The 24,277-nt window shown below is 54.4% G+C and carries 18 protein-coding genes and 2 pseudogenes; 14 read left to right on the top strand and 6 right to left on the bottom strand.

The annotated features are described in order from the left end of the window. Positions 1 to 29 precede the first annotated feature (29 nt). Genes JFV26_RS16170 through JFV26_RS16160 form a run of 3 tightly spaced genes read right to left on the bottom strand, consistent with a single transcriptional unit; the run spans position 30 to position 1,568 of the window. On the bottom strand, positions 30 to 668 hold the full coding sequence (locus JFV26_RS16170) for a helix-turn-helix domain-containing protein (RefSeq protein ID WP_201193890.1): 639 nt from the start codon (positions 666 to 668) through the stop codon (positions 30 to 32). Further along, a complete protein-coding gene (locus JFV26_RS16165; RefSeq protein ID WP_201193888.1) occupies positions 665 to 1,003 on the bottom strand; it encodes a type II toxin-antitoxin system HigB family toxin in 339 nt (112 codons plus the stop codon). The genes JFV26_RS16170 and JFV26_RS16165 overlap by 4 nt, the downstream gene beginning before the upstream one ends. A gap of 55 nt (positions 1,004 to 1,058) precedes the next feature. Beyond that, a complete protein-coding gene (locus tag JFV26_RS16160; RefSeq protein WP_201193887.1) occupies positions 1,059 to 1,568 on the bottom strand; it encodes a BRO-N domain-containing protein in 510 nt (169 codons plus the stop codon). A 652-nt stretch (positions 1,569 to 2,220) separates the two neighbouring features. Between JFV26_RS16160 and JFV26_RS16155 the strand changes: the two genes are divergently transcribed. The 3 genes from JFV26_RS16155 to JFV26_RS16145 are packed head-to-tail and all read left to right on the top strand — an operon-like array spanning position 2,221 to position 8,058. Then, positions 2,221 to 3,297 (top strand): DNA cytosine methyltransferase, encoded by a 1,077-nt coding sequence (locus tag JFV26_RS16155; protein ID WP_242487849.1) that lies wholly within the window; start codon positions 2,221 to 2,223, stop codon positions 3,295 to 3,297. A 26-nt stretch (positions 3,298 to 3,323) separates the two neighbouring features. Further along, positions 3,324 to 6,392, top strand: coding sequence for an ATP-binding protein (locus tag JFV26_RS16150; RefSeq protein WP_201193885.1), 3,069 nt, complete (start codon positions 3,324 to 3,326; stop codon positions 6,390 to 6,392). Beyond that, on the top strand, positions 6,385 to 8,058 hold the full coding sequence (locus JFV26_RS16145) for a response regulator receiver domain (protein ID WP_201193883.1): 1,674 nt from the start codon (positions 6,385 to 6,387) through the stop codon (positions 8,056 to 8,058). Before JFV26_RS16150 ends, JFV26_RS16145 begins: the two co-directional genes overlap by 8 nt. A 102-nt stretch (positions 8,059 to 8,160) precedes the next feature. Here JFV26_RS16145 and JFV26_RS16140 read toward each other — a convergent pair. From JFV26_RS16140 to JFV26_RS16130, 3 genes and pseudogenes are all read right to left on the bottom strand, one after another. After that, a pseudogene (locus JFV26_RS16140) lies at positions 8,161 to 9,410 on the bottom strand (ribonucleotide-diphosphate reductase subunit beta). Between the two features lie 633 nt (positions 9,411 to 10,043). Next, entirely contained in the window at positions 10,044 to 10,319 is a 276-nt protein-coding gene (locus JFV26_RS16135; RefSeq protein WP_201193881.1) for a hypothetical protein, read from the bottom strand. A gap of 185 nt (positions 10,320 to 10,504) precedes the next feature. After that, complete coding sequence (locus tag JFV26_RS16130; protein WP_201193879.1) at positions 10,505 to 10,771, bottom strand: DUF2790 domain-containing protein; 267 nt, start codon at positions 10,769 to 10,771, stop codon at positions 10,505 to 10,507. Between the two features lie 414 nt (positions 10,772 to 11,185). Here JFV26_RS16130 and acs point away from each other — a divergent pair, with 414 nt between their 5' ends. From acs to JFV26_RS16075, 11 genes and pseudogenes are all read left to right on the top strand, one after another. After that, positions 11,186 to 13,141, top strand: a complete 1,956-nt coding sequence (acs, locus tag JFV26_RS16125) for an acetate--CoA ligase (RefSeq protein ID WP_201193877.1) — start codon at positions 11,186 to 11,188, stop codon at positions 13,139 to 13,141. A 662-nt stretch (positions 13,142 to 13,803) separates the two neighbouring features. Next, positions 13,804 to 14,577, top strand: a complete 774-nt coding sequence (locus JFV26_RS16120; RefSeq protein ID WP_201193875.1) for an ABC transporter substrate-binding protein — start codon at positions 13,804 to 13,806, stop codon at positions 14,575 to 14,577. A 91-nt stretch (positions 14,578 to 14,668) separates the two neighbouring features. After that, the gene (locus tag JFV26_RS16115) at positions 14,669 to 15,358 is read left to right on the top strand and encodes an ABC transporter permease (protein WP_054044772.1); all 690 of its coding nucleotides are present in this window, start codon (positions 14,669 to 14,671) and stop codon (positions 15,356 to 15,358) included. After that, positions 15,355 to 16,053: an ABC transporter permease gene (locus tag JFV26_RS16110; protein ID WP_201193873.1), complete on the top strand. Its 699-nt coding sequence runs from the start codon at positions 15,355 to 15,357 to the stop codon at positions 16,051 to 16,053. The genes JFV26_RS16115 and JFV26_RS16110 overlap by 4 nt, the downstream gene beginning before the upstream one ends. 1 nt (position 16,054) lies before the next feature. Continuing rightward, positions 16,055 to 17,167, top strand: a complete 1,113-nt coding sequence (locus JFV26_RS16105) for a M14 family metallopeptidase (protein ID WP_201193871.1) — start codon at positions 16,055 to 16,057, stop codon at positions 17,165 to 17,167. Positions 17,168 to 17,194: 27 nt separating this feature from the next. Further along, positions 17,195 to 17,959, top strand: coding sequence for an ABC transporter ATP-binding protein (locus tag JFV26_RS16100; RefSeq protein ID WP_201193869.1), 765 nt, complete (start codon positions 17,195 to 17,197; stop codon positions 17,957 to 17,959). Between the two features lie 833 nt (positions 17,960 to 18,792). Beyond that, complete coding sequence (gene argR, locus JFV26_RS16095; RefSeq protein ID WP_201193867.1) at positions 18,793 to 19,773, top strand: transcriptional regulator ArgR; 981 nt, start codon at positions 18,793 to 18,795, stop codon at positions 19,771 to 19,773. 327 nt (positions 19,774 to 20,100) lie between these two features. Beyond that, on the top strand, positions 20,101 to 21,321 hold the full coding sequence (locus JFV26_RS16090; RefSeq protein WP_201193865.1) for an aspartate aminotransferase family protein: 1,221 nt from the start codon (positions 20,101 to 20,103) through the stop codon (positions 21,319 to 21,321). Between the two features lie 224 nt (positions 21,322 to 21,545). After that, complete coding sequence (gene aruF, locus JFV26_RS16085; protein WP_201193864.1) at positions 21,546 to 22,565, top strand: arginine/ornithine succinyltransferase subunit alpha; 1,020 nt, start codon at positions 21,546 to 21,548, stop codon at positions 22,563 to 22,565. A 94-nt stretch (positions 22,566 to 22,659) separates the two neighbouring features. Beyond that, positions 22,660 to 23,684 (top strand): annotated as a pseudogene (gene astA / locus JFV26_RS16080) (arginine N-succinyltransferase). Beyond that, positions 23,681 to 24,277, top strand: a 597-nt coding sequence (locus tag JFV26_RS16075; protein WP_201194238.1) for an aldehyde dehydrogenase family protein, incomplete at its 3' end; no start/stop codon positions are given. The pseudogene astA and the gene JFV26_RS16075, both read left to right, overlap by 4 nt.

Here is a 24,277-nt window from a genome sequence, read left to right as displayed (position 1 = left end):
CCCGCCGCAGACACCCTGTGGGAGCGGGCCTACCCCTTGGCCGGGGCTTTATCTGTCTGTCTGCGGTCCTTGGAAGCTACCATTTTGTATTCGCCGGTGTCGGTCTCTTTCCCTGGGCGTACGATCCGAGGGGCATTGCGAAAGCGCTTATAAACGGAGGTTTTCTTGACCGTGGGGCGAACGGTTTCGATCGAAACTGCCTTTCCCGGGGCTGCCGACACGAAAGCACCCGGTTCCATCGCAAACCGCTCTGCCAACGCGTACGCCATCTTGTGACTGATGGGCCGATCCCCACTGAGCACCTTGGACACTGCCGTTTTATCACCAATTTCAGGCAGGTCCGAACCGGTGAGCCCGAGCGTCTCCATCAGATCCTTGATCAGCTGCACAGGAGTGCACGTCGCCTCAAAAGCGGCATTCGATTCGCGAAACTGGTCGGAGTCGCGCTGGTAGGCCAGAATTTCGTTTTCGAGCTCAACGAGGATTTTCTCCTCGACCTTGCTCAGTTCGCGCCCGTCGGAGAGCTCATCGAGCAGGTCGGTCGCACGCTCATAGTCAGCGGGGGTCTTGATGCCGTGCACAAATTCACCGCGCAGGCGCTCCAGCGTCGCGTGCAGCTCGCCAAGTGTTGCGATCACGGTTTGAAAGTCGTTCCGGGCGGCGCTCATCGTTTTACCCCTTTGTTTCTTGCATACCAGACGTTGGCAACGTCGTAATCGGCATGCGTGTAGATGTGTTTGACGTAGAACTTCTGCCGGGTGTAGTTGACTGCGCCTAGCACCCTGAGATTATTGCCGCCTACGTCGATCACGACCCAATTCATTGCGGCTCTGGGCTTGAACAAGTCGATACCGTGCGTACCGAAAAGCTTTTGCAGGTCCGCGAATTCTTTAGGGCGTGCCATTTTCAGGATGGATTTGAGCGCAGCCGATGAGGCAACTAAAATTCCCGAAAATCCCTGTGGGAGCAAGCCTGCTCGCGAATGCGTCACTGAATACACCATTCAAAAATCCGCTGCCTGAGATTCAAGCAGCGGATTTTCATACGGCAATGAACAATCAAAACCCTCGCAACACTCGTGACGCCTTACGCCACCAGGATCCTCGTTGATTGAATGGATCATCCGCCAACACGCAAGGCATGTCCCGCAACCGAATCCACGGTTCATCCTGCCAGTGCAACATGCAGAGCGACATCTCCGGCCAGTCCAGCACGCTCAACGTTGGCCGTTCAACTGACCGCGTTGGGCGCGCATCACGTAGCGCCGGAACCACCTGGTGAGTCAGCCATTCCCTCAGGAGGCGATACTCCGGGCAATAGTGATAAACCAGCAACGCATAGACGCCGGACTCGCTGATCATCAGTCGTTCTTTGGCAGTACCGTGAGCCTCGACGAGCATTATCTGCCGCTGATCTGCATCGAGTTTGCGTGACATGCGTTCGTCAAGATGTTTACCCATCAATCGCCCCAGGTCCTGAGCACAGAACCAAGCCTGGTTCTCCAACAGAAGGGCATGAAGACAGACGCTGTGACGAAGGAACAGGGTTGAAACGAGCGGTTCAGGCATGGCGAACCTCCTGAGACGGAAGCGCGCGATTGGAGAGACGGATAGGGCAAGTCACCTTCATCGTGAAGATCGGAATGTCAGACATTTCCTTTACCTCTGTGTGATGGCAGCTTTCTTAGGGCTGGGTGCCGGGAGTTAAGAAACCCCACACAGAGGGCCGGACATATTCCCCTTTCGGGTCTTGTATTAGCCCACTCCCGGCATAACAGAGATTTTTGATGCCCACGGGGAAACCGTAGGCACAAAAAAGCCGCTACTGTCGGGTGCGGTCAGTCCGCTGTGTGAGGTGTTTCTTAGGCACCAGATTCAGATCGTAGGGAACAGCAATCGCGTGGTCAAGGGGCGGTGTTTTTTGAGCTGGTACCAGTCAGGAAATTTTATGGTGACTCCCCCGTCTCAACTATGGTGAATTCTGGGGTTTAAGGAGGATAATGCTATCGCCTACGCGTGTTTTGAGGTCGCGCCAAGGGGTGGGTAGACCTGAATTTGGAATCACTGCTACCTTGGATCTGCTGAAAGCCAGGTCTTAAGCGTGTTGCAATCGCTGTTAACGGTGTGAATTAGACACCGCAGTTCCTCGGATTCTGGTGAAATACAATTTTCATTATTTTTATTTTTAAAAACTGTGTCAGTGATAGCGGTTAATATTGAGATGAGTGCGATGGAGACAATTTCAAAGGTTGTCAACAAAAAATGGCTTGCTGTAGATTTGTTCAGTGGTTCGGGAGCTGTAACTGCTGGATTGAAGCAAGAAGGCTTCGAGGTGGTGGCCGCCGTAGATAGCGATCTGATTGCTTGTAAAACCTACTCTCTCAATCATCCTGAAGTAAGGTTAGTATCGGAAGATATAAAAAAGGCCAATCCACTTGATATCTATGTCGCTTTAGATGGAAGGAAACTCGATCTGTTGGTAGTGTGCGCCCCCTGTCAGCCTTTTAGCAGCCAGAACAGAAAGAAAGCAGAAAGCGATCCTAGAATGGATTTGATTTTTGAGTGTGTAAAGTTTGCTCGCGTATTGAACCCTACCGTGATTTTTTTTGAAAATGTCCCGGGGATTGTTAATGCTGGATTGTTAGACTTGCTGTCGAAACGATTAAAGAGACTTGGGTATAAACTAAGTCTTCCGTTAAAAATAGATGCTGCAACTCTCGGGGTCCCTCAGCGGCGTGAGAGATGTATCTTGGTGGCTTCAAAATATAATGCGATTGTTAAATCTTTTGGAGTTGCACTTGCTACCACGAAACCTAAAACTGTTAGAGACGCGATTGGTTTTTTACCTTCTTTGCGGAGTGGGGAAGCTAGCCAGGACCCACTTCACAGGGCCAGAAAACATCATGCAATTACGTTAGAGCGATTGAAACATATTCCTAAGGACGGTGGCAGCAGAAGCGCCTTACCTGAATATCTTCAGTTAGCATGTCATAAAGGTAAGGATAACGACTTTCCAGATGTTTATGGCCGAATGGAATGGTCCGCGGTTGCTCCAACGTTAACGACCGGATGCACTGACTTAACACGGGGTAGATTTGCTCACCCCGAAGATGATAGAGCATTGAGCTTGCGAGAGGCCGCGTTACTCCAAACGTTCCCCAAAAACTACATTTTTTATGGGAACAGTGGGCAGGTTGCAAGACAAATCGGAAACGCGGTTCCAGTTGAAATGGCTCGTCGCATAGTGTCTCATCTTAAAGATCTTGCTGTTGCATCTGCTTTGGATGTGAGAATTTAAATAATCTGCCTCGCAAGGATGCTCTGATGGATGATCAAATTTTGAATAATCCCGAAGTACAGCGCGCACAAATGACTGTGCGGGCGAGAGCCGTTGATATGTTGGGGCGTCAGCAAATCGCGGGTGTCCCATCTGCCGTTCATGAGCTATTTAAAAATGCCTATGATGCTTTTGCGCAGCGAGTAGAAGTTGACGTATTACGTCAACAGAAGATATTTATGCTGCGTGATGACGGCATCGGAATGACCCATCATGACTTTATCAATCGATGGTTGACAGTAGGTACGGAGAGTAAATTAGGGACGAAAATTAGTACTGCTCCGTGGCTAGGTGATTATGGGAAAATAAAACGTCATGTGTTAGGTGAAAAGGGTATTGGGCGTTTAGCTATTGCTGTAATTGGCCCTGCTGTTTTAATCCTTACGCGAGCCTCTCGTGAAGACGGGTTGCATGATCTCGTAGTCGCACTAGTGCATTGGGGGCTTTTCGAGATTCCAGGTATTGGGCTTGATCAAGTAGTTGTTCCAATTAGAACATTTAAAGGTGATGATTTTCCGGGCAAAGCAGATATCGACGCGATGATTGCTGTTGTTTTATCTAGTTTAGACGGACTTGAGCCTAATCTTACCAGTGATAGTCGGCAGAAAATTGAGTCCGATCTTCAGATGATGAGCTTTGATCCGTCATCTGTATATAACGGTTTGAAATTTAGAGGGGTGTGTGATGATGTCGCTTCTCCTTTGTTCGAGGGAGGCAGGCACGGAACCCATTTTATTATTCGTCCTTATGACGAGATTTTAGAACTGGATCTGGAAGATGATGCTCAGTTAGGTGACGGGCGCACATCTAAATTGCAGACACTGCTCGTGGGATTTTCGAATACCATGTTCCCCGATATGGCGTCGACTCCAATTAGGGCATTCTTTCGTGATCATAAAGGTGAGGTTTTTACTGATCTTATTGATGATAAAGTATTTATCGGTCCCGAAGATTTTGAAGCTGCTGATCACCAGGTCGATGGGGAGTTTGATGAGTATGGTAAGTTTGTTGGGACAGTTAAAGTTTACGATCAGCCGAAAGCTTCTTATACGTTAAGCTATCCATTAAAATCTGCTATTCCATTACAGTGTGGTCCTTTCAAGATCAGATTTGGTTACTCTCAAGGTTACGCACATCAATCTCTTTTAGATTCAACGAGCCATGGGCTACTAAGCGCTAAGCTTGCTAAGCACGGTGGGTTGTATGTTTATAGGGATGGAATACGGGTCCTGCCATACGGGGATATTGAGCATGATTTTCTGCGCATTGAGCAGCGGAGGAATAAGGCCCACAAAGATTGGTTTTTCTCATTCAGGAGAATGTTTGGCGCGATAGTCTTGGATAATGTGGAAAATCAGGCGCTTCGTGAAAAGGCTGGTCGTGAAGGATTTCAAGAGAATGCTGCGTTTCGCCAGTTCCGAGGCGTTTTGGAGTTCTTCTTAATGTCCCTCGCAAAAGATTATTTTCGGAAGGATGCGCCTCTAGGCAACGAATTTAACCGATTGCGCGATGAAATGGAGAACCAAAATAAACTACTGAAAATTCGAGAAAAACGTGTTTCTGTAAGAAAAGAAAAATTACAGCACGCAATTAATCAGTTTTTTGTGAGAGTCGAAGAGGGAGACGTTGCAAAGGAGGCTGAAAAGTTCAGGGACGATTTGCTACAAAAATTTAACTTGGTTCAAGCAGTTGCAGACCCTGATGAAATGACAAGAGAGCTTCAAATTGTAGAGCGAGAGCTCAGGGTTGGTCTAGATGCGTTGCGAAAACTAAACAAAATATCACGGCCACGTGGAGTCGGACTCAATAAGGAAGGTGAGGCGGATTGGGCTCGATACAGAACTATTTGTGATGAAATAGAAAGCACCGTTTATTATCCGATTGAAGGTGTTTTACAGGAAAAATTAGCTGAAATACTTCATGAGCGTGGCGATGCAATTGATCGTCGGGGCATGTTAAGGGATGGATTGGCTTTTCGAAAAGGTGAAATGGAAAAGTTGGTGAAGGCGGAAAGGAGGTTGGCCCGCGATATAGTCGAACAGTCACAGCAAGATCTACGGTTCGGAATAGAAACAAGCTTTCAAAGATTTCGTAATACGGTAGAAGATGCGCTGTCGGATTTTGATAAAACAGATTTAAAAAGCTTTGATGATTCATCGCTAGTTACCTTTCAATCTATGCTCCAGCAAAAGTTAGAGGTTGCGGCAGTAAAAGAGCAGGATTTTTTATCTAATTTGAGGTCGCAACTGGAGTCGTTGAGCGAAGGTGTAAAAGATGGTCTCTTGCCAGATGATTTGAGTGCTGCTCTTGAAGGACAGAACTTAAGTCTCCGAGAAGACTTAAGTGACTCGATGTATTGGGCGCAGATAGGCATGGCGCTTGGTGTCGTGCAGCATGAGTTTGACGCAGTTGCTAAAACGGTCAAAAAAGGAATTAAAGATCTAAAGCCTTGGGCGGATAAAAATCCCGCTTTAAGCGGATTGTTCAAAGGATTACATTCAGGGTTTGCTCATCTTGAGGAATATTTGTCCCTGTTTTCACCTCTTGATCGACGTCTTTATAGAACAGCAATGGATCTTTCCGGCGGGGAAATATCAAACTATATAGAAAATGTTTTTGCTGATAGGTTTGAGCGCCACTCGATTATCTACTCTGCTACTTCGGATTTTTTATCTGGGGTGATCTCTGCATATCCGTCGACAATCTATCCGGTTCTTATCAATGTCATTGACAATGCTTGTCACTGGGTTTCGAAGGAGATCGGAGAGAAACGCTGGATAAAACTTGAAAGACATAAAAATGGTATTGTTATTCGAAACGGAGGCGTCGGTATAGATAGACGACATGCTGAGCAAATTTTTGAGTTCGGCTTCTCCGAGAAACATAACGGCCGCGGAATGGGTTTGGCAATTTCTCGAAAGGCGCTTCGACGCGACGAACTAGATTTGATTTTGACGAATCCTGGAAGGGAGAATAATCCAGCTTTTCTCCTTGCGATTAAATTTATAGAAGATGATGACGGACTTTTTGAACAAGGAGTGCTTGGTGATGAGTGATGTTCTAGTAGCGGGAGAAATGGTTTTATCTGTGTTTTCACTTAAGGATCATTATAAAGAGTCCGTTAAGAAATTTCTCAAGACTGTAGTCGTTGTCGACGATCGAGCATACAACAGTACTCCTATGATTGGGGCGGCTAGTATCGAAGCTCCTACTAATCCTTTCGATTTTTTTTCGGTAGATACACCCTCCGAACAAAATTTTGTCTCTGAAGACCCTCCGTCAGGGACCGAACCAATTGGAGAGGATGCCTCCGAAGTAGCTATAGCAGATAAGGATCATGAGCTTGATGGGCCTGGACTTGTAAGGTTGTTCGCGCATCATGGCATCATATGTTCCATCATTCAGCCTGAGTCGAGTATGGCTTTGGAGCCCCTTGTTGAAGAGATTAAGTCCATCGCTCAGGCGGCGGATGTGCTTGTGTTAGATTGGGAGCTTCGTCCAGGTGATCACACTGCTAGCTTAAGAGCAATTGAAGAAATTATAGCAGGCGATAAAATTAATGGAGGCAGGCTCCGATTCATTGTTGTTTACACTGCTTCGAATCAACGCATCGTTAAGTCTGAGATTAAACGTGTGTTTGGTGCTGATAAGGTTAAAACTGACGGCAAATTAATAAAAATTGACCACGCTTGTGTCGTTATTTTAAATAAACCTTCTGTCGCGAATGCTTACGGAGTTCCTCTTTCTGAACTTCCTGACAAAATATTTGATCTTCATTCTGAGCTTTCTGCCGGCGTGCTGCCTGCAGCTGCACTTTCAGCGATTGGTACTATACGTAATCATACGCATCAAATACTTGGGCAATTTAAAGAGCATTTAGATGCGGCTTTCATAACACATCGTGCTTTAATTCCTAACTCTGACGATGCTGAAGCTCATTTGATAGAGTTGGTTGCTGATAGTTTACACCACCTGATGCTTACAGAAGGCGTCAGAGCGCAGCTCTCGGATAAATTGTGTGTTGAGCGACTGCGTGAGCTTAAAAATGCAGATGTAACCGAGGAGGCAACTGCTGTGATTGAAGATTGCTTATCAAGTTTTAGGCTTGATAAATTGGCCGCGATATCTTCTGCATTAGCCATTTCGGATCATGAGAGACATCCTCAAAAGCGTATCATGGAACGATTTTATCCAAATAGTAGCGAAGCTGACGTAGCGCGTAAAGAGATGGCGTTTTTACATGATTTTACCAGAAATCATATGCTCAAGCTTTCAGCGAATCACCCCCCGCGGCTGACGCTGGGGACGGTAGTTGCGGTGAGTACTGGACAAAGTTATGAGTTTTATCTTTGTATCCAACCAAGATGCGACAGTATTCGATTCGACAACACTCGCACGTTCCCATTGATGAGATTGGCGTCTAACTCTGACTCCCCTAATATCCATTTGCAGTGGCACGGTTTGCAGCGTTCATTGTCTGTAAGTGAAAAGTTATACGATTTGCTTATGTTTGGGTTTGGTTCGGCTGGTGTTTCAAGTCAGGCAGTATTCGGTCAATTTGACGATACTTGTTTGAAGTGGTTTTTTCAGGATGGTCGTGGTGTAAAATTTTATTGGGTAGGTGATTTGAGGCGTGAAAAAGCTCAGCGACTCGTCAGTAAGATAGCCAGCCGTTTACATCTACCGGGCATAAATGATTATGAGCCAACTCGTGTTGATTAGTAATGCCTGAGGATTCTGCGGCGGTTTATAACGAAAAAGCCCTGAAGGCGTTCAGGGCTTTTTAAAAAAATCAATCAGGAAATTAGGCTTTGCGACGGCAAATTAATCCCAGCTCAACGCCCCACCAGTCTGATACTCAATAACCCGCGTCTCAAAGAAATTCTTCTCTTTCTTCAAGTCCATGATCTCGCTCATCCATGGGAACGGGTTAGTCGTCCCTGGATACTCTTCCTTCAACCCAATCTGCGACAGGCGACGGTTAGCGATGAACTTCAGGTAGTCCTCCATCATCGCCGCGTTCATGCCGAGTACGCCGCGAGGCATGGTGTCGCGGGCGTATTCGATTTCCAACTGAGTGCCCTGCAGAATCATCTGCGAAGCCTCTTCCTTCATTTCAGCGTCCCACAAGTGCGGGTTTTCGATTTTGATCTGGTTGATCACGTCGATGCCGAAGTTCAGGTGCATGGATTCGTCGCGCAGGATGTATTGGAACTGCTCGGCGACGCCGGTCATTTTGTTGCGCCGGCCCATGGAGAGGATCTGGGTGAAGCCGCAGTAGAAGAAGATGCCTTCCAGAACGCAGTAGTAGGCGATCAGGTTGCGCAGCAGCTCTTTGTCGGTTTCGACGGTGCCGGTTTCGAACTTCGGATCGGAGATCGAGCGGGTGTATTTGAGGCCCCAGGTGGCTTTTTTCGCGACCGACGGGATCTCGTGGTACATGTTGAAGATCTCGCCTTCATCCATGGCCAGCGATTCGATGCAGTACTGGTAGGCGTGGGTGTGGATCGCCTCTTCGAACGCCTGGCGCAGGATGTACTGGCGGCATTCCGGGTTGGTGATCAGGCGGTACACGGCCAGGACCAGGTTGTTGGCAACCAGGGAGTCGGCGGTGGAGAAGAAGCCGAGGTTGCGCATGACAATGCGGCGCTCGTCGTCGGTCAGGCCTTCCGGGTCTTTCCAGAGGGCGATGTCGGCGGTCATGTTGACTTCTTGCGGCATCCAGTGGTTTGCGCAACCGTCCAGGTACTTCTGCCAGGCCCAGTCGTACTTGAAGGGTACGAGTTGGTTGAGGTCGGCGCGGCAGTTGATCATGCGCTTTTCGTCAACGGCGACACGGGCGGAGGCGCCTTCGAGTTCAGCCAGGCCTTCGGCAACATCGAGGTTGTCCAGGGCAGCCTTGGCACGGGCGATCGCGGCGGAGTCGGCGGCGGTCACGGCACGCGCTTCCTGGGCGGCGACGCCACCGGCGGTGTCGAGGCGGTCCATGTTGGCTTCAGTCGCGTGGCCGGCGTTGGCGCCTTTACAGCCACTTCGCCCGTGTCTTCTTTGTCGAATTCGTCCCAGCTCAGCATGACGTGTCGTCTCCTGCGTGAGGGCCAGATTGCCCGTGTGATGATTTTTCACACGGTCGTACTGGCCGCGTTGGATCTAAAGGAATCGTTTTTTGCAGCAGCTATACGCAGGCATCAAACAGAATTTTGTACGGAGGATCCGAAGCAGCCGGGGTTCGCAGAAACGTGAACAGCTTCTGCTTGGGCTTCGGACTGACTGTTCATCCCCTGTAAGGGAATATTGCAGGCCCGTTTAAGCCCGCATTATAGGGAAAAAATTGCCTTCGTGGTGCGACCAAGTGGCACTGGGAACGGTCGGCGGGGGGCGTTTTGAGGTTGGAGCGAGGGTTTACAGGGCTTTGGCGGATGAAGTTTTTTTTTGCTTTTTTTTGGCTGGTTTTTGACGGTGGTGTCGGGGTGGGGGCGTCGTTGCGATCTATTGATGTACCGCAAGCCAGGCGCGGCGCGGCTTACAGGGCGATATAGAGGATTTTGTGGACGAGATTGTGTGCAGTTTTTGGCTAAAAATGGTCCTGTGCGTTTTTGTTCAAAAAGTAGCCAAAATCACTACATGTTGTGGTTTTGGTCGATTTTCAACCACTCCAGACACAACTAAGCCCGACTGAGGCCGGGCCCTGGTGTTGCGTTCAGCCATCAGCTGAAACGGGCAGCACCGACGTGATCTGCACCATCGGCAGCCAGCTTGGCGCTGCCGGTGTGATCGGCACCGTCAGAAGCCAGTTTGGCAGCGCCCGTGTGATCGGCACCATCGGCAGCAAAAGACGCCGAACCGGTGTGGTCGTAGCCATCGGAAGCGACAGCCGCATCGCTGGTAAAAGCAGCCGAGCCGGTGCGGTCGTAACCATCAGCGGCAAAAGCGCTGCCGGCCAGTACGGAGAGGGTCAGGGCGAGAATCAGTTTGGTTTTCATGGTCGTGGCTCCAGGTTCGTTGGCATGTGCCTTGGGTGTGGAATTTATCCTACGCCAACTTATTTGATTGAAAAGCGCAAATAATCGCACTAAATAATCTTATTTATCGATGTATTCGGTTCGGCGCTTCATCGGCCTTGAATCGCGGGCAAATGGGTCGAACCGTTAAGGGGAGTGCGGGGGGATCAGCCGTTGGAGCAGCCGTTACCCATAACGCTGTAACGCAGGATGTGGCGTTGGCCTTTAGAGTCGTCGTATTCCATTTTCATCGGAACAACTTCACACACGTTCGGCACTTCGCTCATGGACACGATGTTGGCGATGTCCAGGTGGGTGGAGTAAGTGTATTCCTCTACTACTGCGGGTTTTTGCTGTGCAACATCAGTCGGGGCCTCGTCTGCCATGGCGGTTGCGCACAGACTGCTGAGGGCCAGAACTAATAAAGCTTTCATTTCAAATTTACCTTTCTAAAGTCGAGAGGGGTCACGCAATCCTTTTGGGATTGCGTGTGGAACTTCAGTACCTGGTTTTTGATTAACTGCCTTCGTGGGGGCTGCAACTTGGTTAATCAGGTTTGCCTTGTTGGCGAGGCTGATTTTAGGCGTGGGGGTTACATTCATATAGCCATGGTTTTGATAAACACCTTTCGTGATTCCTGTAACAATCGGTCTTGAGATCAAAAGATCGCAGGCTTCGCCAGCTCCTACAGGGGCGCGGGGCCATGGAGTGCGGGGTTTCAGGCGGATGAAGGGGGTATTCACCGCATTTTGCAGGGGCTTGTTACTACCATCGTCGAATGGTTCTATAGGCCCGGCCCGGCTACAACAGAGCCATACAAAAACAACTATTCCACCGAGGTAAGAAAGATGAGTGCGGCTTCTCTGTATCCCGTTCGTCCCGAGGTAGCAGCCAATACGCTGACTGACGAGGCGACCTACAAAGCCCTGTACCAGCAGTCGGTCGTGAACCCGGACGGGTTTTGGCGCGAACAAGCCAAGCGCCTCGACTGGATCAAGCCTTTCACCACGGTGAAGCAGACTTCCTTCGACGATCACCATGTCGACATCAAATGGTTCGCCGACGGCACCCTGAACGTTTCCTACAACTGCCTCGACCGTCATCTGGCCGAGCGCGGCGATCAAATCGCGATTATCTGGGAAGGGGATGACCCTGCCGAGAGCCGCAACATCACCTACCGTGAGCTGCACGAAGAAGTCTGCAAGTTCGCCAACGCCCTGCGCGGCCAGGATGTGCACCGCGGCGACGTGGTGACTATCTATATGCCGATGATCCCCGAAGCCGTGGTCGCCATGCTGGCCTGTACCCGGATCGGCGCGATTCACTCGGTGGTATTCGGTGGTTTCTCGCCAGAAGCCCTGGCGGGGCGCATCATCGACTGCAAATCCAAAGTGGTGATCACCGCCGACGAAGGCATTCGTGCCGGCAAGAAGATCCCGCTCAAGTCCAACGTCGACGACGCGCTGACCAACCCGGAAACCAGCAGCATCCAGAAAGTCATCGTGTGCAAGCGCACCGGTGGCAACATCAAGTGGAACCAGCATCGCGACATCTGGTACGAAGATCTGATGAAAGTGGCGGGCACCGTGTGTGCGCCGAAAGAAATGGGCGCTGAAGAGGCGCTGTTCATTCTTTATACCTCGGGTTCGACCGGTAAGCCGAAGGGTGTGCAACACACCACCGCGGGCTATCTGTTGTACGCGGCGCTGACCCACGAGCGCGTGTTCGACTACCGTCCGGGCGAAGTCTACTGGTGCACCGCCGACGTCGGTTGGGTCACTGGCCACACTTATATTGTCTATGGCCCGCTGGCCAATGGCGCGACCACCCTGTTGTTCGAAGGCGTGCCGAACTACCCGGACATCACCCGGGTGGCGAAGATTGTCGACAAGCACAAGGTCAACATCCTCTACACCGCGCCAACCGCGATCCGCGCGATGATGGCGTCGGGCAAGGCGGCTGTTGAAGGCGCTGATGGCAGCAGCCTGCGTCTGTTGGGTTCGGTCGGTGAGCCGATCAACCCGGAGGCCTGGGATTGGTACTACAAGAATGTTGGCCAGTCCCGTTGCCCGATCGTCGATACCTGGTGGCAGACCGAGACCGGTGCCACGCTGATGAGCCCGCTGCCAGGGGCGCATGCGCTCAAGCCGGGTTCTGCGGCTCGACCATTCTTCGGCGTCGTGCCGGCGTTGGTGGATAACCTGGGCAACATCATCGAAGGCGTTGCCGAGGGCAACCTGGTGATTCTCGATTCGTGGCCAGGCCAGGCGCGCACGCTGTATGGCGACCATGACCGTTTCGTCGACACCTACTTCAAGACCTTCCGTGGCATGTACTTCACCGGTGACGGCGCACGTCGTGACGAAGACGGTTACTACTGGATCACCGGTCGTGTGGATGACGTGCTTAACGTCTCCGGTCACCGAATGGGGACGGCGGAGATCGAGAGCGCGATGGTGGCTCACCCGAAAGTCGCCGAAGCGGCGGTGGTCGGTGTGCCGCATGACATCAAGGGGCAGGGCATTTATGTCTACGTCACCCTGATCGGTGGCGAAGAGCCAAGCGAGCAATTGCGCCTGGAGCTGAAAAACTGGGTACGCAAGGAGATCGGCCCGATTGCTTCGCCGGATGTCATCCAGTGGGCACCGGGGCTGCCGAAAACTCGTTCGGGCAAGATCATGCGCCGGATCCTGCGCAAGATTGCGACCGCCGAATATGACGGGTTGGGGGATATCTCCACCCTGGCGGATCCGGGTGTGGTGCAGCATTTGATTGATACGCACAAGACCATGAACGTCGCGTAAACCGCGGTTCTTGTGTCAGCGAAGCCCTGCCAGGTGTTAAGTCTGGCGGGGTTTTTTATTGTTGAAGATCAAAGGATCGCAGCCTCGTTTCACTCGACAGCTCCTACAGAGGGGGGCGACCCGGCTCATTATTTGTAGGAGCTGCCGAAGGCTGCGATCTTTTGATGTTGATGTTCAACCAATAATTATCGGCATCACGTGTAGGTGATTTCCCACTGTTACCACGCCCCAAGAAAGTAACTGAATGTGTAACCGCCCGCGCCGATACGGGGCATTGGGAAACGCAAAGCCCCGTTTCAGGGCCTCTGAAGCCCCTCTGAAAAATAAGGCATCACGCTGCGCTTGCCGGATTAGAAGGGTTTGCGAATAATAGGCCCGCAATTTGCAGCATAGATCGGTTCACTGTCTTTTGCTCTTGCATGAAATTGCAAGGCTGTCAACATGCCCAGGCGGCATTCTCGGTGCATCTGTAATTTGTTGTCGCATTGAAGAAATATCGGCTTCCGGCCTGTCGTTAGAATGCCGATCACTCGCTCGTCGTTGCTCACGTTGAAAACAACGTGGGTTTTGTAGGACGCAGCACCGCATTCCGGTTTAACCCATTCGCATATTGGGCCTGTGCTCACTCTGCCGTTTTTGCCCTTTACCGATGGAGTCCCAAGATGAAGAAACTTGTGCTGCTTGGCGCCCTGGCACTGTCCGTGCTGTCCCTGCCGACCTTCGCCGATGAAAAACCTCTGAAAATCGGTATCGAAGCAGCTTACCCTCCGTTCGCCTCCAAGGCGCCGGACGGCAGCATTGTTGGTTTTGACTACGACATCGGCAACGCCTTGTGCGAGCAGATGCAGGTCAAGTGCGTCTGGGTCGAGCAAGAGTTCGACGGTCTGATCCCGGCACTTAAAGTGCGCAAGATCGACGCGATCCTGTCGTCCATGTCGATCACTGAAGACCGCAAGAAATCCGTGGACTTCACCAACAAGTACTACAACACCCCGGCTCGCCTGGTCATGAAGGCCGGCACTCAAGTCAGCGAAGGCTTGACTGAGCTCAAGGGCAAGAACATCGGTGTACAGCGTGGTTCGATCCACGAGCGTTTCGCCCGCGAAGTCCTGGCCCCGCTGGGTGCCGAGATCAAGCCTTACGGCTCGCAGAACGAAATCTACCTCGACGTAGCCGCTGGCCGCCTCGACGGCACCGTGGCCGACGCGACCCTGCTGGATGACGGCTTCCTGAAAACCGACGCCGGCAAAGGTTTCGCCTTCGTTGGCCCGGCCTTCACCGACGTCAAATACTTCGGCGACGGCGTAGGTATTGCAGTTCGCAAGGGTGACGCACTCAAAGACAAGATCAACGGTGCGATCGCTGCCATTCGCGAGAACGGCAAGTACAAGCAAATCCAGGACAAATACTTCGCCTTCGATATCTACGGCAAGTAACACGTCCAGGCGACAAGTCCGAAATGGCGCAAGCAACAGGATCCCTGAGGTTTGCGCCATTTTTTCATCCCAACTTTCGAGGACCTGAATCATGTTGAAAGGCTACGGGGCTGTCATCCTCGATGGCGCATGGCTGACGCTTCAGCTCGCCTTGTCGTCCATGGTCTTGGCCATTGTTCTGGGTCTGATCGGCGTTTCGCTGCGTCTGTCCCCGATTCGCTGGCTGGCCTGGCTGGGCGACCTGTATTCCACAGTGATCCGCGGGATTCCCGACCTGGTGCTGATCCTGCTGATTTTCTACGGTGGTCAGGACCTGCTTAACCGCGTCGCACCGATGCTCGGCTTTAACGACTACATCGACCTGAATCCGTTGGCTGCCGGTATCGGCACCCTGGGTTTCATCTTCGGTGCGTACCTGTCCGAAACCTTCCGTGGCGCCTTCATGGCGATCCCCAAAGGTCAGGCAGAAGCCGGCATGGCGTACGGCATGAGCAGTTTTCAGGTGTTCTTCCGGGTGTTGGTGCCGCAGATGATTCGTCTGGCGATTCCGGGTTTCACCAACAACTGGCTGGTATTGACCAAGGCGACCGCGCTGATTTCGGTGGTGGGCCTGCAAGACATGATGTTCAAGGCCAAGCAGGCGGCAGATGCCACCCGCGAGCCTTTCACCTTCTTCCTCGCGGTGGCGGCGATGTACCTGGTGATCACCAGTGTCTCGTTGCTGGCATTGCGTCACCTTGAGAAGCGCTACTCGGTAGGCGTAAGGGCGGCTGATCTATGATCTTCGACTACAACGTCATTTGGGAGGCCCTGCCGCTGTACTTCGGCGGCCTGGTGACCACCCTCAAGTTGCTCGCGCTGTCGCTGTTTTTCGGTCTGTTGGCGGCCTTGCCGCTGGGGCTGATGCGCGTCTCCAAGAACGCAGTCGTCAACATGAGCGCCTGGCTGTTCACCTACGTGATCCGCGGCACGCCGATGCTGGTGCAGCTGTTCCTGATCTACTACGGGCTGGCGCAATTCCAAGCGGTGCGTGAAAGCTTCATGTGGCCGTGGCTGTCCAGCGCAACGTTCTGTGCGTGCCTGGCTTTCGCGATCAACACCAGCGCCTACACCGCTGAAATCATCGCCGGCAGCCTGCGCGCTACGCCCAACGGTGAGATTGAAGCGGCCAAGGCCATGGGCATGTCGCGCTACAAAATGTACACGCGCATCCTGTTGCCGTCGGCCCTGCGGCGGGCGCTGCCGCAGTACAGCAACGAAGTGATCATGATGCTGCAGACCACCAGTCTGGCGTCCATCGTGACCCTGATCGACATTACCGGTGCCGCACGCACGGTCAACGCTCAGTACTACCTGCCGTTCGAGGCGTACATCACCGCCGGCGTGTTCTACCTGTGCCTGACCTTCATTCTGGTGAAGATCTTCAAACTGGCCGAGCGCCGCTGGCTGGGCTACATGGCCCCGCGGAAGCACTGATATGGAACGTATCGATCATTCATTGCCGTGGAGTCACCTGGGCAGCGAACGCCAGATTTCGGTGTTCCGTTTCGGTAGCGGCGAGCGCAAGGCTTACATTCAAGCCAGCCTGCACGCCGATGAACTGCCGGGGATGCGTACCGCCTGGGAGCTGAAAAAGCGCCTGACCGAACTCGAAGCCCAAGGCTTGCTGAACGGCGTCATCGAACTGGTGCCTGTGGCCAACCCACTGGGCCTTGGTCAATTGCTGCAAGGCAATCATCAGGGGCGTTTCGAGGCGGGCAGTGGCAAGAACTTCAACCGGGATTTCGTCGAGCTCAGCGCGCCAGTGGCCGCCGAACTGGAAGGGCGCCTGGGGGATGATCCGCACGCCAATATCCGCTTGATCCGCCAGGCCATGAGCGACGCCTTGGCAGCATTGCCGCCGGCGGCGAGTCAGTTGCAGGGCATGCAGCGCATTTTGCTCAGCCATGCCTGCACGGCTGACGTGGTGCTGGATTTGCATTGCGATGCCGAGGCGGCGCTGCACATGTACGCGTTGCCGCAACACTGGCCGCAATGGCGTTCGCTCGCCGCGCACTTGAATGTGAAAGTGGGCCTGCTGGCGGAAGACTCCGGCGGCAGCTCCTTCGACGAAGCCTGTTCGTTGCCGTGGCTGCGCCTGTCGCGCCACTTTCCGGATGCGCAGATTTCACTGGCGTGCCTGGCGACGACCATTGAATTGGGAGGGCAGGCCGATACCACTCGCGTTGATGCCATAGCGTATGCCGAAGGCATTCTGGCGTTCCTCGCCGAGCAAGGTTTGATCAGCGGCGAATGGCCGAAACCTGCCCGGGAAGCGTGCGAAGGCATGCCGTTCGAAGGCACTGAGTTGTTGTTCGCACCGCACCCCGGTGTGGTGAGTTTCCTGCGTAAACCCGGTGAATGGGTTGAAGCCGGCGATGAGATTTTCGAAGTGATCGATCCGTTGGCGGATCGGGTCAGCACGGTGTGTGCTGGTACGTCCGGGGTGCTGTTTGCCATTGAACGGCTGCGTTATGCCCAACCCGGTTTCTGGCTGGCCAAGGTGGCGGGGCGCGAAGCGCTGCGTCACGGGCGCTTGCTCAACGACTGACTGACTGTTTTTGTGAGAACCGACCGCATGTACAAACTTGAAGTCCAAGACCTGCATAAACGCTATGGCAGTCACGAAGTGCTCAAGGGCGTGTCCCTGAAAGCGGCGGCTGGCGATGTGATCAGCATCATCGGCTCCAGTGGCTCCGGCAAAAGTACTTTCCTGCGTTGCATCAACCTGCTTGAGCAGCCGCACGCAGGCAGGATTCTGCTCAATAACGAAGAGCTCAAACTGGTCGCCAACAAGGAAGGCGCGCTGAAGGCCGCCGACCCGAAACAGCTGCAACGCATGCGTTCACGTCTGTCGATGGTGTTCCAGCATTTCAATCTGTGGTCACACATGACCGCGATGGAAAACATCATGGAAGCGCCGATCCACGTGCTCGGCATGACCAAGGCTGAAGCCCGCGAAAAGGCTGAGCACTACCTGAACAAGGTGGGTGTGGCACATCGCAAGGACGCCTACCCGGGCCATATGTCTGGCGGCGAACAACAGCGTGTGGCGATTGCCCGTGCGCTGGCGATGGAACCTGAAGTGATGCTGTTTGACGAACCGACCTCGGCCCTCGACCCGGAGCTGGTGGGCGACGTGCTGAAAGTCATGCAGGCCCTGGCGCTGGAAGGCCGGACCATGGTGGTGGTGACGCACGAAATGGGCTTTGCCCGTGAAGTGTCGAATCAACTGGTGTTCCTGCACAAAGGTATCGTCGAAGAGAGCGGCAACCCGCGTGAGGTGCTGGTCAATCCACAGTCCGAGCGTTTGCAGCAATTCCTGTCAGGCAGCTTGAAATAATCAGGACTGCCGTTGTGCACAGGGATAGTGCATGCTTCGCAATTTAGAGGCTGGCCCCGATCCCCTGTGGGAGCTGGCTTGGTAGGAGCTGCCGAAGGCTGCGATCTTTTGGTCTTGATTTTTCAACTCAAAAGATCGCAGCCTCGTTTCACTCGACAGCTCCTACAAGGGGGGCCCAGCTCATTATTGGTAGGAGCTGCCGAAGGCTGCGATCTTTTGGTCTTGGTTTTTCAACTCAAAAGATCGCAGCCTCGTTTCACTCGACAGCTCCTACAAGGGGGGTGACCCAGCTCATTATTGGTAGGAGCTGCCGAAGGCTGCGATCTTTTGATCTTGATTTTTAAAATCAAAAGATCGCAGCCTCGTTTCACTCGACAGCTCCTACAAGGGGGTGACCCAGCTCATTATTGGTAGGAGCTGCCGAAGGCTGCGATCTTTTGGTCTTGATTTTTAAAATCAAAAGATCGCAGCCTCGTTTCACTCGACAGCTCCTACAAGGGGGGTGACCCAGCTCATTATTGGTAGGAGCTGCCGAAGGCTGCGATCTTTTGGTCTTGATTTTTAAAATCAAAAGATCGCAGCCTCGTTTCACTCGACAGCTCCTACAAGGGGGTGACCCAGCTCATTATTGGTAGGAGCTGCCGAAGGCTGCGATCTTTTGATCTTGATTTTTAAAATCAAAAGATCGCAGCCTCGTTTCACTCGACAGCTCCTACCAGGGGGGGTGACCCAGCTCCCACATTTGATCTTTGTTGGTGTTGAGATTTGCGTTCATTTACGGGCTAGCATTGGCCCATGCCATCATCACTGTTCTTCGTTTCGGATTGCCCGCCATGACTGCCCATCGAATTGGTTTCCTGATTTGGCCCAGCACTAAAGCTCTGACGCTTGCGCTGGCTGAGGAGGCCTTGCGTGTTGCTCAGCGTGTGCATCCGGACGTTGTCTACGAGCTGTCGTTTTTGCAGGCCGAACCGCCGACCGAAGGCGCCTGGCAATTGCCGGGTGAGCCCTGGGCCGGCAAGCTCGAAAATTTCCAGAAGTTGTTTTTGCTCGCCGACGAGCCGCCGACCGCACTCGCGCCGGCCCTCAGCAGTTCGCTCAAACAACTGGTGCGTGCCGGTTGTGTGATTGGCGGTTTGTCCGCCGGGGTTTATCCGTTGGCGCAGCTCGGTTTGCTCGACGGTTATCGCGCTGCCGTGCATTGGCGCTGGCAGGACGATTTCGCCGAACGCTTCCCGAAAGTCATCGCCACCAGTCATCTGTTCGACTGGGATCGCGATCGCCTTACCGCTTGCGGCGGCCTGTCGGTACTCGACTTGCTGCTGGCGGTGCTGGCCCGTGATCACGGTGCCGAACTGGCCGGTGCGGTCTCGGAAGAACTGGTGGTCGAGCGCATCCGTGAGGGTGGCGAACGCCAGCGCATTCCCCTGCAAAACCGTCTCGGCTCCAGCCATCCGAAGCTCACCCAGGCGGTGTTGCTGATGGAAGCCAACATCGAAGAACCCCTGACCACCGACGAAATCGCCCAGCATGTGTGCGTGTCGCGCCGGCAGCTGGAGCGGATCTTCAAGCAATACCTCAACCGCGTGCCGAGTCAGTACTACCTGGAACTGCGCCTGAACAAGGCCCGGCAGATGTTGATGCAAACCAGCAAGTCGATCATCCAGATCGGCCTGTCCTGTGGTTTCTCTTCGGGGCCGCACTTCTCCAGTGCCTATCGCAACTTCTTCGGCGCCACGCCGCGGGAAGATCGCAACCAGCGGCGCAGCAGCAGTCCGTTCGAATTGTCGTCGGCGCCTTCAGAGCGCGGCTAGCTCCAGCGCCCGTTGATCGGCCATTATCCCCTGTAGGAGCTGCCGCAGGCTGCGATCTTTTGATCTTGAAAAACCAGAATCAAAAGATCGCAGCCTGCGGCAGCTCCTACAGGGCATCGGTTTCCCGCGGTCCTGCCTATAAGCACGCTCGACAGTTTAAACTGCGCCTTTGCGACGGTATATGTCGCATTGCCGTAAACCCGGTTGAAACCGGGGTTTGCGCTATAAGAAGTTGTCGCTTGGCGGCAAGGCCGGGCTGAAAACTGTCCTTACAATCCCCTCATCGCTCGCCAGTTTCAGGCGAGTGTTCCTCTTCAGGAGACTCCGATGTCCGTTGAGCACGCTGCGGTACAACGCGCCGATTTCGACCAGGTAATGGTTCCCAACTACGCGCCTGCCGCTTTCATCCCTGTGCGTGGTGCCGGTTCCCGCGTTTGGGACCAGTCTGGCCGCGAGCTGATCGACTTCGCCGGCGGGATTGCCGTTAACGTCTTGGGCCATGCGCACCCGGCGCTGGTCAGTGCATTGACCGAACAGGCGAACAAACTGTGGCACGTGTCCAACGTGTTCACCAATGAGCCGGCCCTGCGCCTGGCCCATAAGCTGATCGACGCCACCTTTGCCGAGCGCGTGTTCTTCTGCAACTCGGGCGCCGAAGCCAACGAGGCCGCCTTCAAGCTGGCCCGTCGCGTCGCGTTCGATCGTTTCGGCAGCGAGAAGTACGAAATCATCGCCGCGCTGAACAGCTTCCACGGCCGCACCCTGTTCACCGTGAACGTGGGTGGCCAGTCGAAGTACTCCGACGGCTTCGGTCCTAAAATCACCGGCATCACCCACGTTCCTTACAACGATCTGGCCGCTTTGAAAGCCGCCGTTTCGGACAAGACTTGCGCCGTGGTGCTGGAACCGATCCAGGGCGAGGGCGGCGTACTGCCGGCCGAACTGGCTTACCTGCAAGGCGCCCGCGAATTGTGCACCGAGCACAACGCGCTGCTGGTGTTCGACGAAGTGCAAACCGGTATGGGGCGCAGCGGCAAGCTGTTCGCCTACCAGCATTACGGCGTGACCCCGGACATCCTGACCAGTGCCAAGAGCCTGGGCGGCGGTTTCCCGATCGCGGCAATGCTGACCACCGAAGCGTTGGCCAAGCACCTGGTTGTCGGCACTCACGGCACCACCTACGGCGGCAACCCGCTGGCGTGTGCGGTCGCAGAAGCGGTGATCGACGTGATCAACACCCCTGAAGTGCTGAGTGGCGTCAACGCCAAGCACGACAAGTTCAAGGCTCGCCTGGAGCAGATTGGCGAGAAATACGGCCTGTTCACCCAGGTCCGTGGTCTGGGCCTGTTGATCGGTTGTGTGTTGAGCGATGCCTGGAAAGGCAAGGCCAAGGACATTTTCAACGCTGCCGAGCGTGAAGGCCTGATGATCCTGCAAGCCGGCCCGGACGTGATTCGTTTCGCGCCAAGCCTGGTGGTGGAAGACGCGGATATTGACGCAGGGCTGGACCGTTTCGAGCGCGCTGCCGTAAAACTGACGCAAGCCTGATAGACCCTTCGACGCCTGATGATTCAAGCGTCGAACCCAATTTTTATGCCGGGCCGGATCAAATGTGGGAGCGGGCTTGCTCGCGAAAGCGGTAGGTCCGACAGCAACAATGTCGACTGATACACCGCTTTCGCGAGCAAGCCCGCTCCCACATTAGTCCGAGTGTTTGCAATGACTGCCCGGTTATTTTTCCTAAAAGAGTTTTTCGAGAAAGGAGTGACACCATGCTGGTGATGCGCCCCGCGCAAATGGCTGATCTGGGCGAGGTACAGCGTCTGGCTGCGGACAGCCCGATTGGTGTCACTTCCTTGCCGGATGACGTTGAACGCCTGAGCGACAAGATCGCGGCAAGCGAAGCCTCGTTTTCCGCTGAAGTCAGCTTCAACGGTGAAGAGAGCTATTTCTTTGTCCTGGAAGACACCGCTACCGGCAAGTTGGCCGGTTGCTCGGCGATCGTTGCGTCGGCCGGTTATTCCGAGCCGTTCTACAGCTTTCGCAATGAAACCTTCGTGCACGCTTCTCGCGAACTGAAGATTCATAACAAGATTCACGTGCTCTCCCAGTGCCACGACCTGACTGGCAACAGCTTGCTGACCAGCTTCTACGTGCAGCGAGAACTGGTGGGGTCGCCCTGGGCGGAACTCAATTCCCGTGGTCGTCTGTTGTTCGTGGCCAGCCACCTGGAACGCTTCGCCGATTCGGTCGTGACCGAGATCGTCGGTTACAGCGACGAGAATGGCGATTCGCCGTTCTGGGACGCCATCGGCCGTAACTTCTTCGACCTCAACTACGCCGCTGCCGAGCGTCTGTGCGGTCTGAAGAGCCGGACCTTCCTCGCCGAACTGATGCCGCACTACCCGATCTACGTGCCGCTGCTGCCGGACTCCGCTCAAGAAGCGATGGGCCAGGTGCACCCACGGGCGCAGATCACCTTCGACATACTGATGCGCGAAGGCTTCGAAACCGATCATTACATCGACATTTTCGACGGCGGCCCGACCCTGCACGCCCGCATCTCGGGGATCCGTTCGATCGCCCAGAGCCGCGTGGTCCCGGTGAAAATCGGTGAGCCGGTCAAAGGCGCCGGTCGTCAGTACCTGGTGGCCAACGCCCAGTTGCAGGATTACCGCGCCGTATTGCTCGAACTCGATTACGCGCCGGGCAAACCCGTGACCCTGGATCTTGAAGCAGCCGAAGCCCTGGGCGTCGGTGAAGGTGCCAGCGTGCGCCTGGTCGCGGTTTAACGCCGCTGCTTTGTCTATAAAGAATGCCTGGAAAGAATGCCTAGAAAGCTGAGAGTTTCGCGGGTGGCGCAAGCGGCCCGTTTGAGGAGATAGCATGATCGTTCGTCCCGTACGCAGCAGCGATTTACCCGCTCTGATCGACCTGGCCCGCAGCACCGGCACCGGCCTGACCACTTTGCCGGCCAACGAAGAACGTCTGGCCCATCGGGTTGGCTGGGCCGAGAAAACCTTCCGCGGCGAAGCCGGGCGGGGCGATGCGGACTACCTGTTCGTGCTCGAAGACGACAATGGCCGTGTGGTGGGCATTTCCGCCATCGCCGGTGCGGTCGGCATGCGTGAGCCCTGGTACAACTTCCGGGTCGGCCTGACCGTTAGCGCTTCGCAGGAACTGAATATCTATCGCGAAATTCCGACGCTGTTCCTGGCCAACGACCTGACCGGTAACTCCGAGTTGTGCTCGCTGTTCCTTCACGCCGATTACCGCAGTGGCCTCAATGGCCGCATGTTGGCCAAGGCACGGATGTTGTTCATTGCCGAATTCCCACAACTGTTCGGTAACAAGATCATTGCCGAAATGCGTGGTGTGTCCGATGAAGCCGGGCGTTCGCCGTTCTGGGAAAGCCTGGGCCGGCACTTCTTCAAGATGGAATTCAGCCAGGCGGATTACCTGACCGGTGTCGGCAACAAGGCGTTCATCGCCGAGCTGATGCCGAAGTTTCCGCTGTACACCTGCTTCCTGTCGCCAGACGCGCGCAACGTGATCGGCCAGGTTCACCCGGACACCGAGCCGGCCCTGGCCATGCTCAAGAGCGAAGGTTTCAGCTATCAGGGCTACGTCGACATCTTCGACGCCGGCCCGGCCGTGGAATGCGAAACCGGCAAGATCCGTGCAGTACGCGACAGCCAGGCGCTGGTGCTGGCCATCGGCACCCGGGTGACGACGCCACGCCATTTCTGATTCACAACCGCAAGCGCGAAGACTGCCGGATCACTGCCGCGCCAGCACGCTTCGCCGCCGGTACGTTGGTGGTCGATCCGCTAACCGCCAAACGTCTTCAACTCAACGCCGGCGATCAAGTGCGCGCCGTTCCGTTGTCCGCTGCCCGGGAGTCGAAATAATGAATTCGCTATACATCGCAGGTGAATGGCTGGCTGGCCAGGGTGAAGCTTTCCAATCGCTGAACCCGGTGACCCAACAAGTACTGTGGACTGGCGAAGGCGCCACCGCTGCTCAGGTTGAGTCGGCCGTGCAAGCCGCGCGTCAGGCGTTCCCGGGCTGGGCCCGTCGGACCCTGGACGAGCGCATCACGGTGCTGGAAGCCTTTGCAGGCGCACTGAAAAACCACGCTGACGAACTGGCTCGCTGCATCGGTGAAGAAACCGGCAAACCCTTATGGGAAGCGGCGACTGAAGTCACCAGCATGGTCAACAAGATTGCGATCTCGGTGCAGAGCTACCGTGAACGTACTGGCGAAAAGAGCGGCCCGTTGGGCGACGCCACTGCGGTATTGCGCCACAAGCCACACGGTGTCGTCGCGGTGTTCGGTCCTTACAATTTCCCGGGTCACTTGCCAAACGGCCACATCGTGCCGGCGCTGCTGGCCGGTAACAGTGTGCTGTTCAAGCCTAGCGAACTGACCCCGAAAGTTGCTGAATTGACGGTCAAGTGCTGGATCGAAGCGGGCCTGCCGGCGGGTGTGTTGAACCTGCTG

The sequence above is a fragment of the Pseudomonas sp. TH31 genome (assembly GCF_016650815.1).
Lineage (GTDB): Bacteria > Pseudomonadota > Gammaproteobacteria > Pseudomonadales > Pseudomonadaceae > Aquipseudomonas.
The sequence above is the reverse complement of the archived record's forward strand: the minus strand, read 5'-3'. Positions and strand labels throughout refer to the sequence as shown.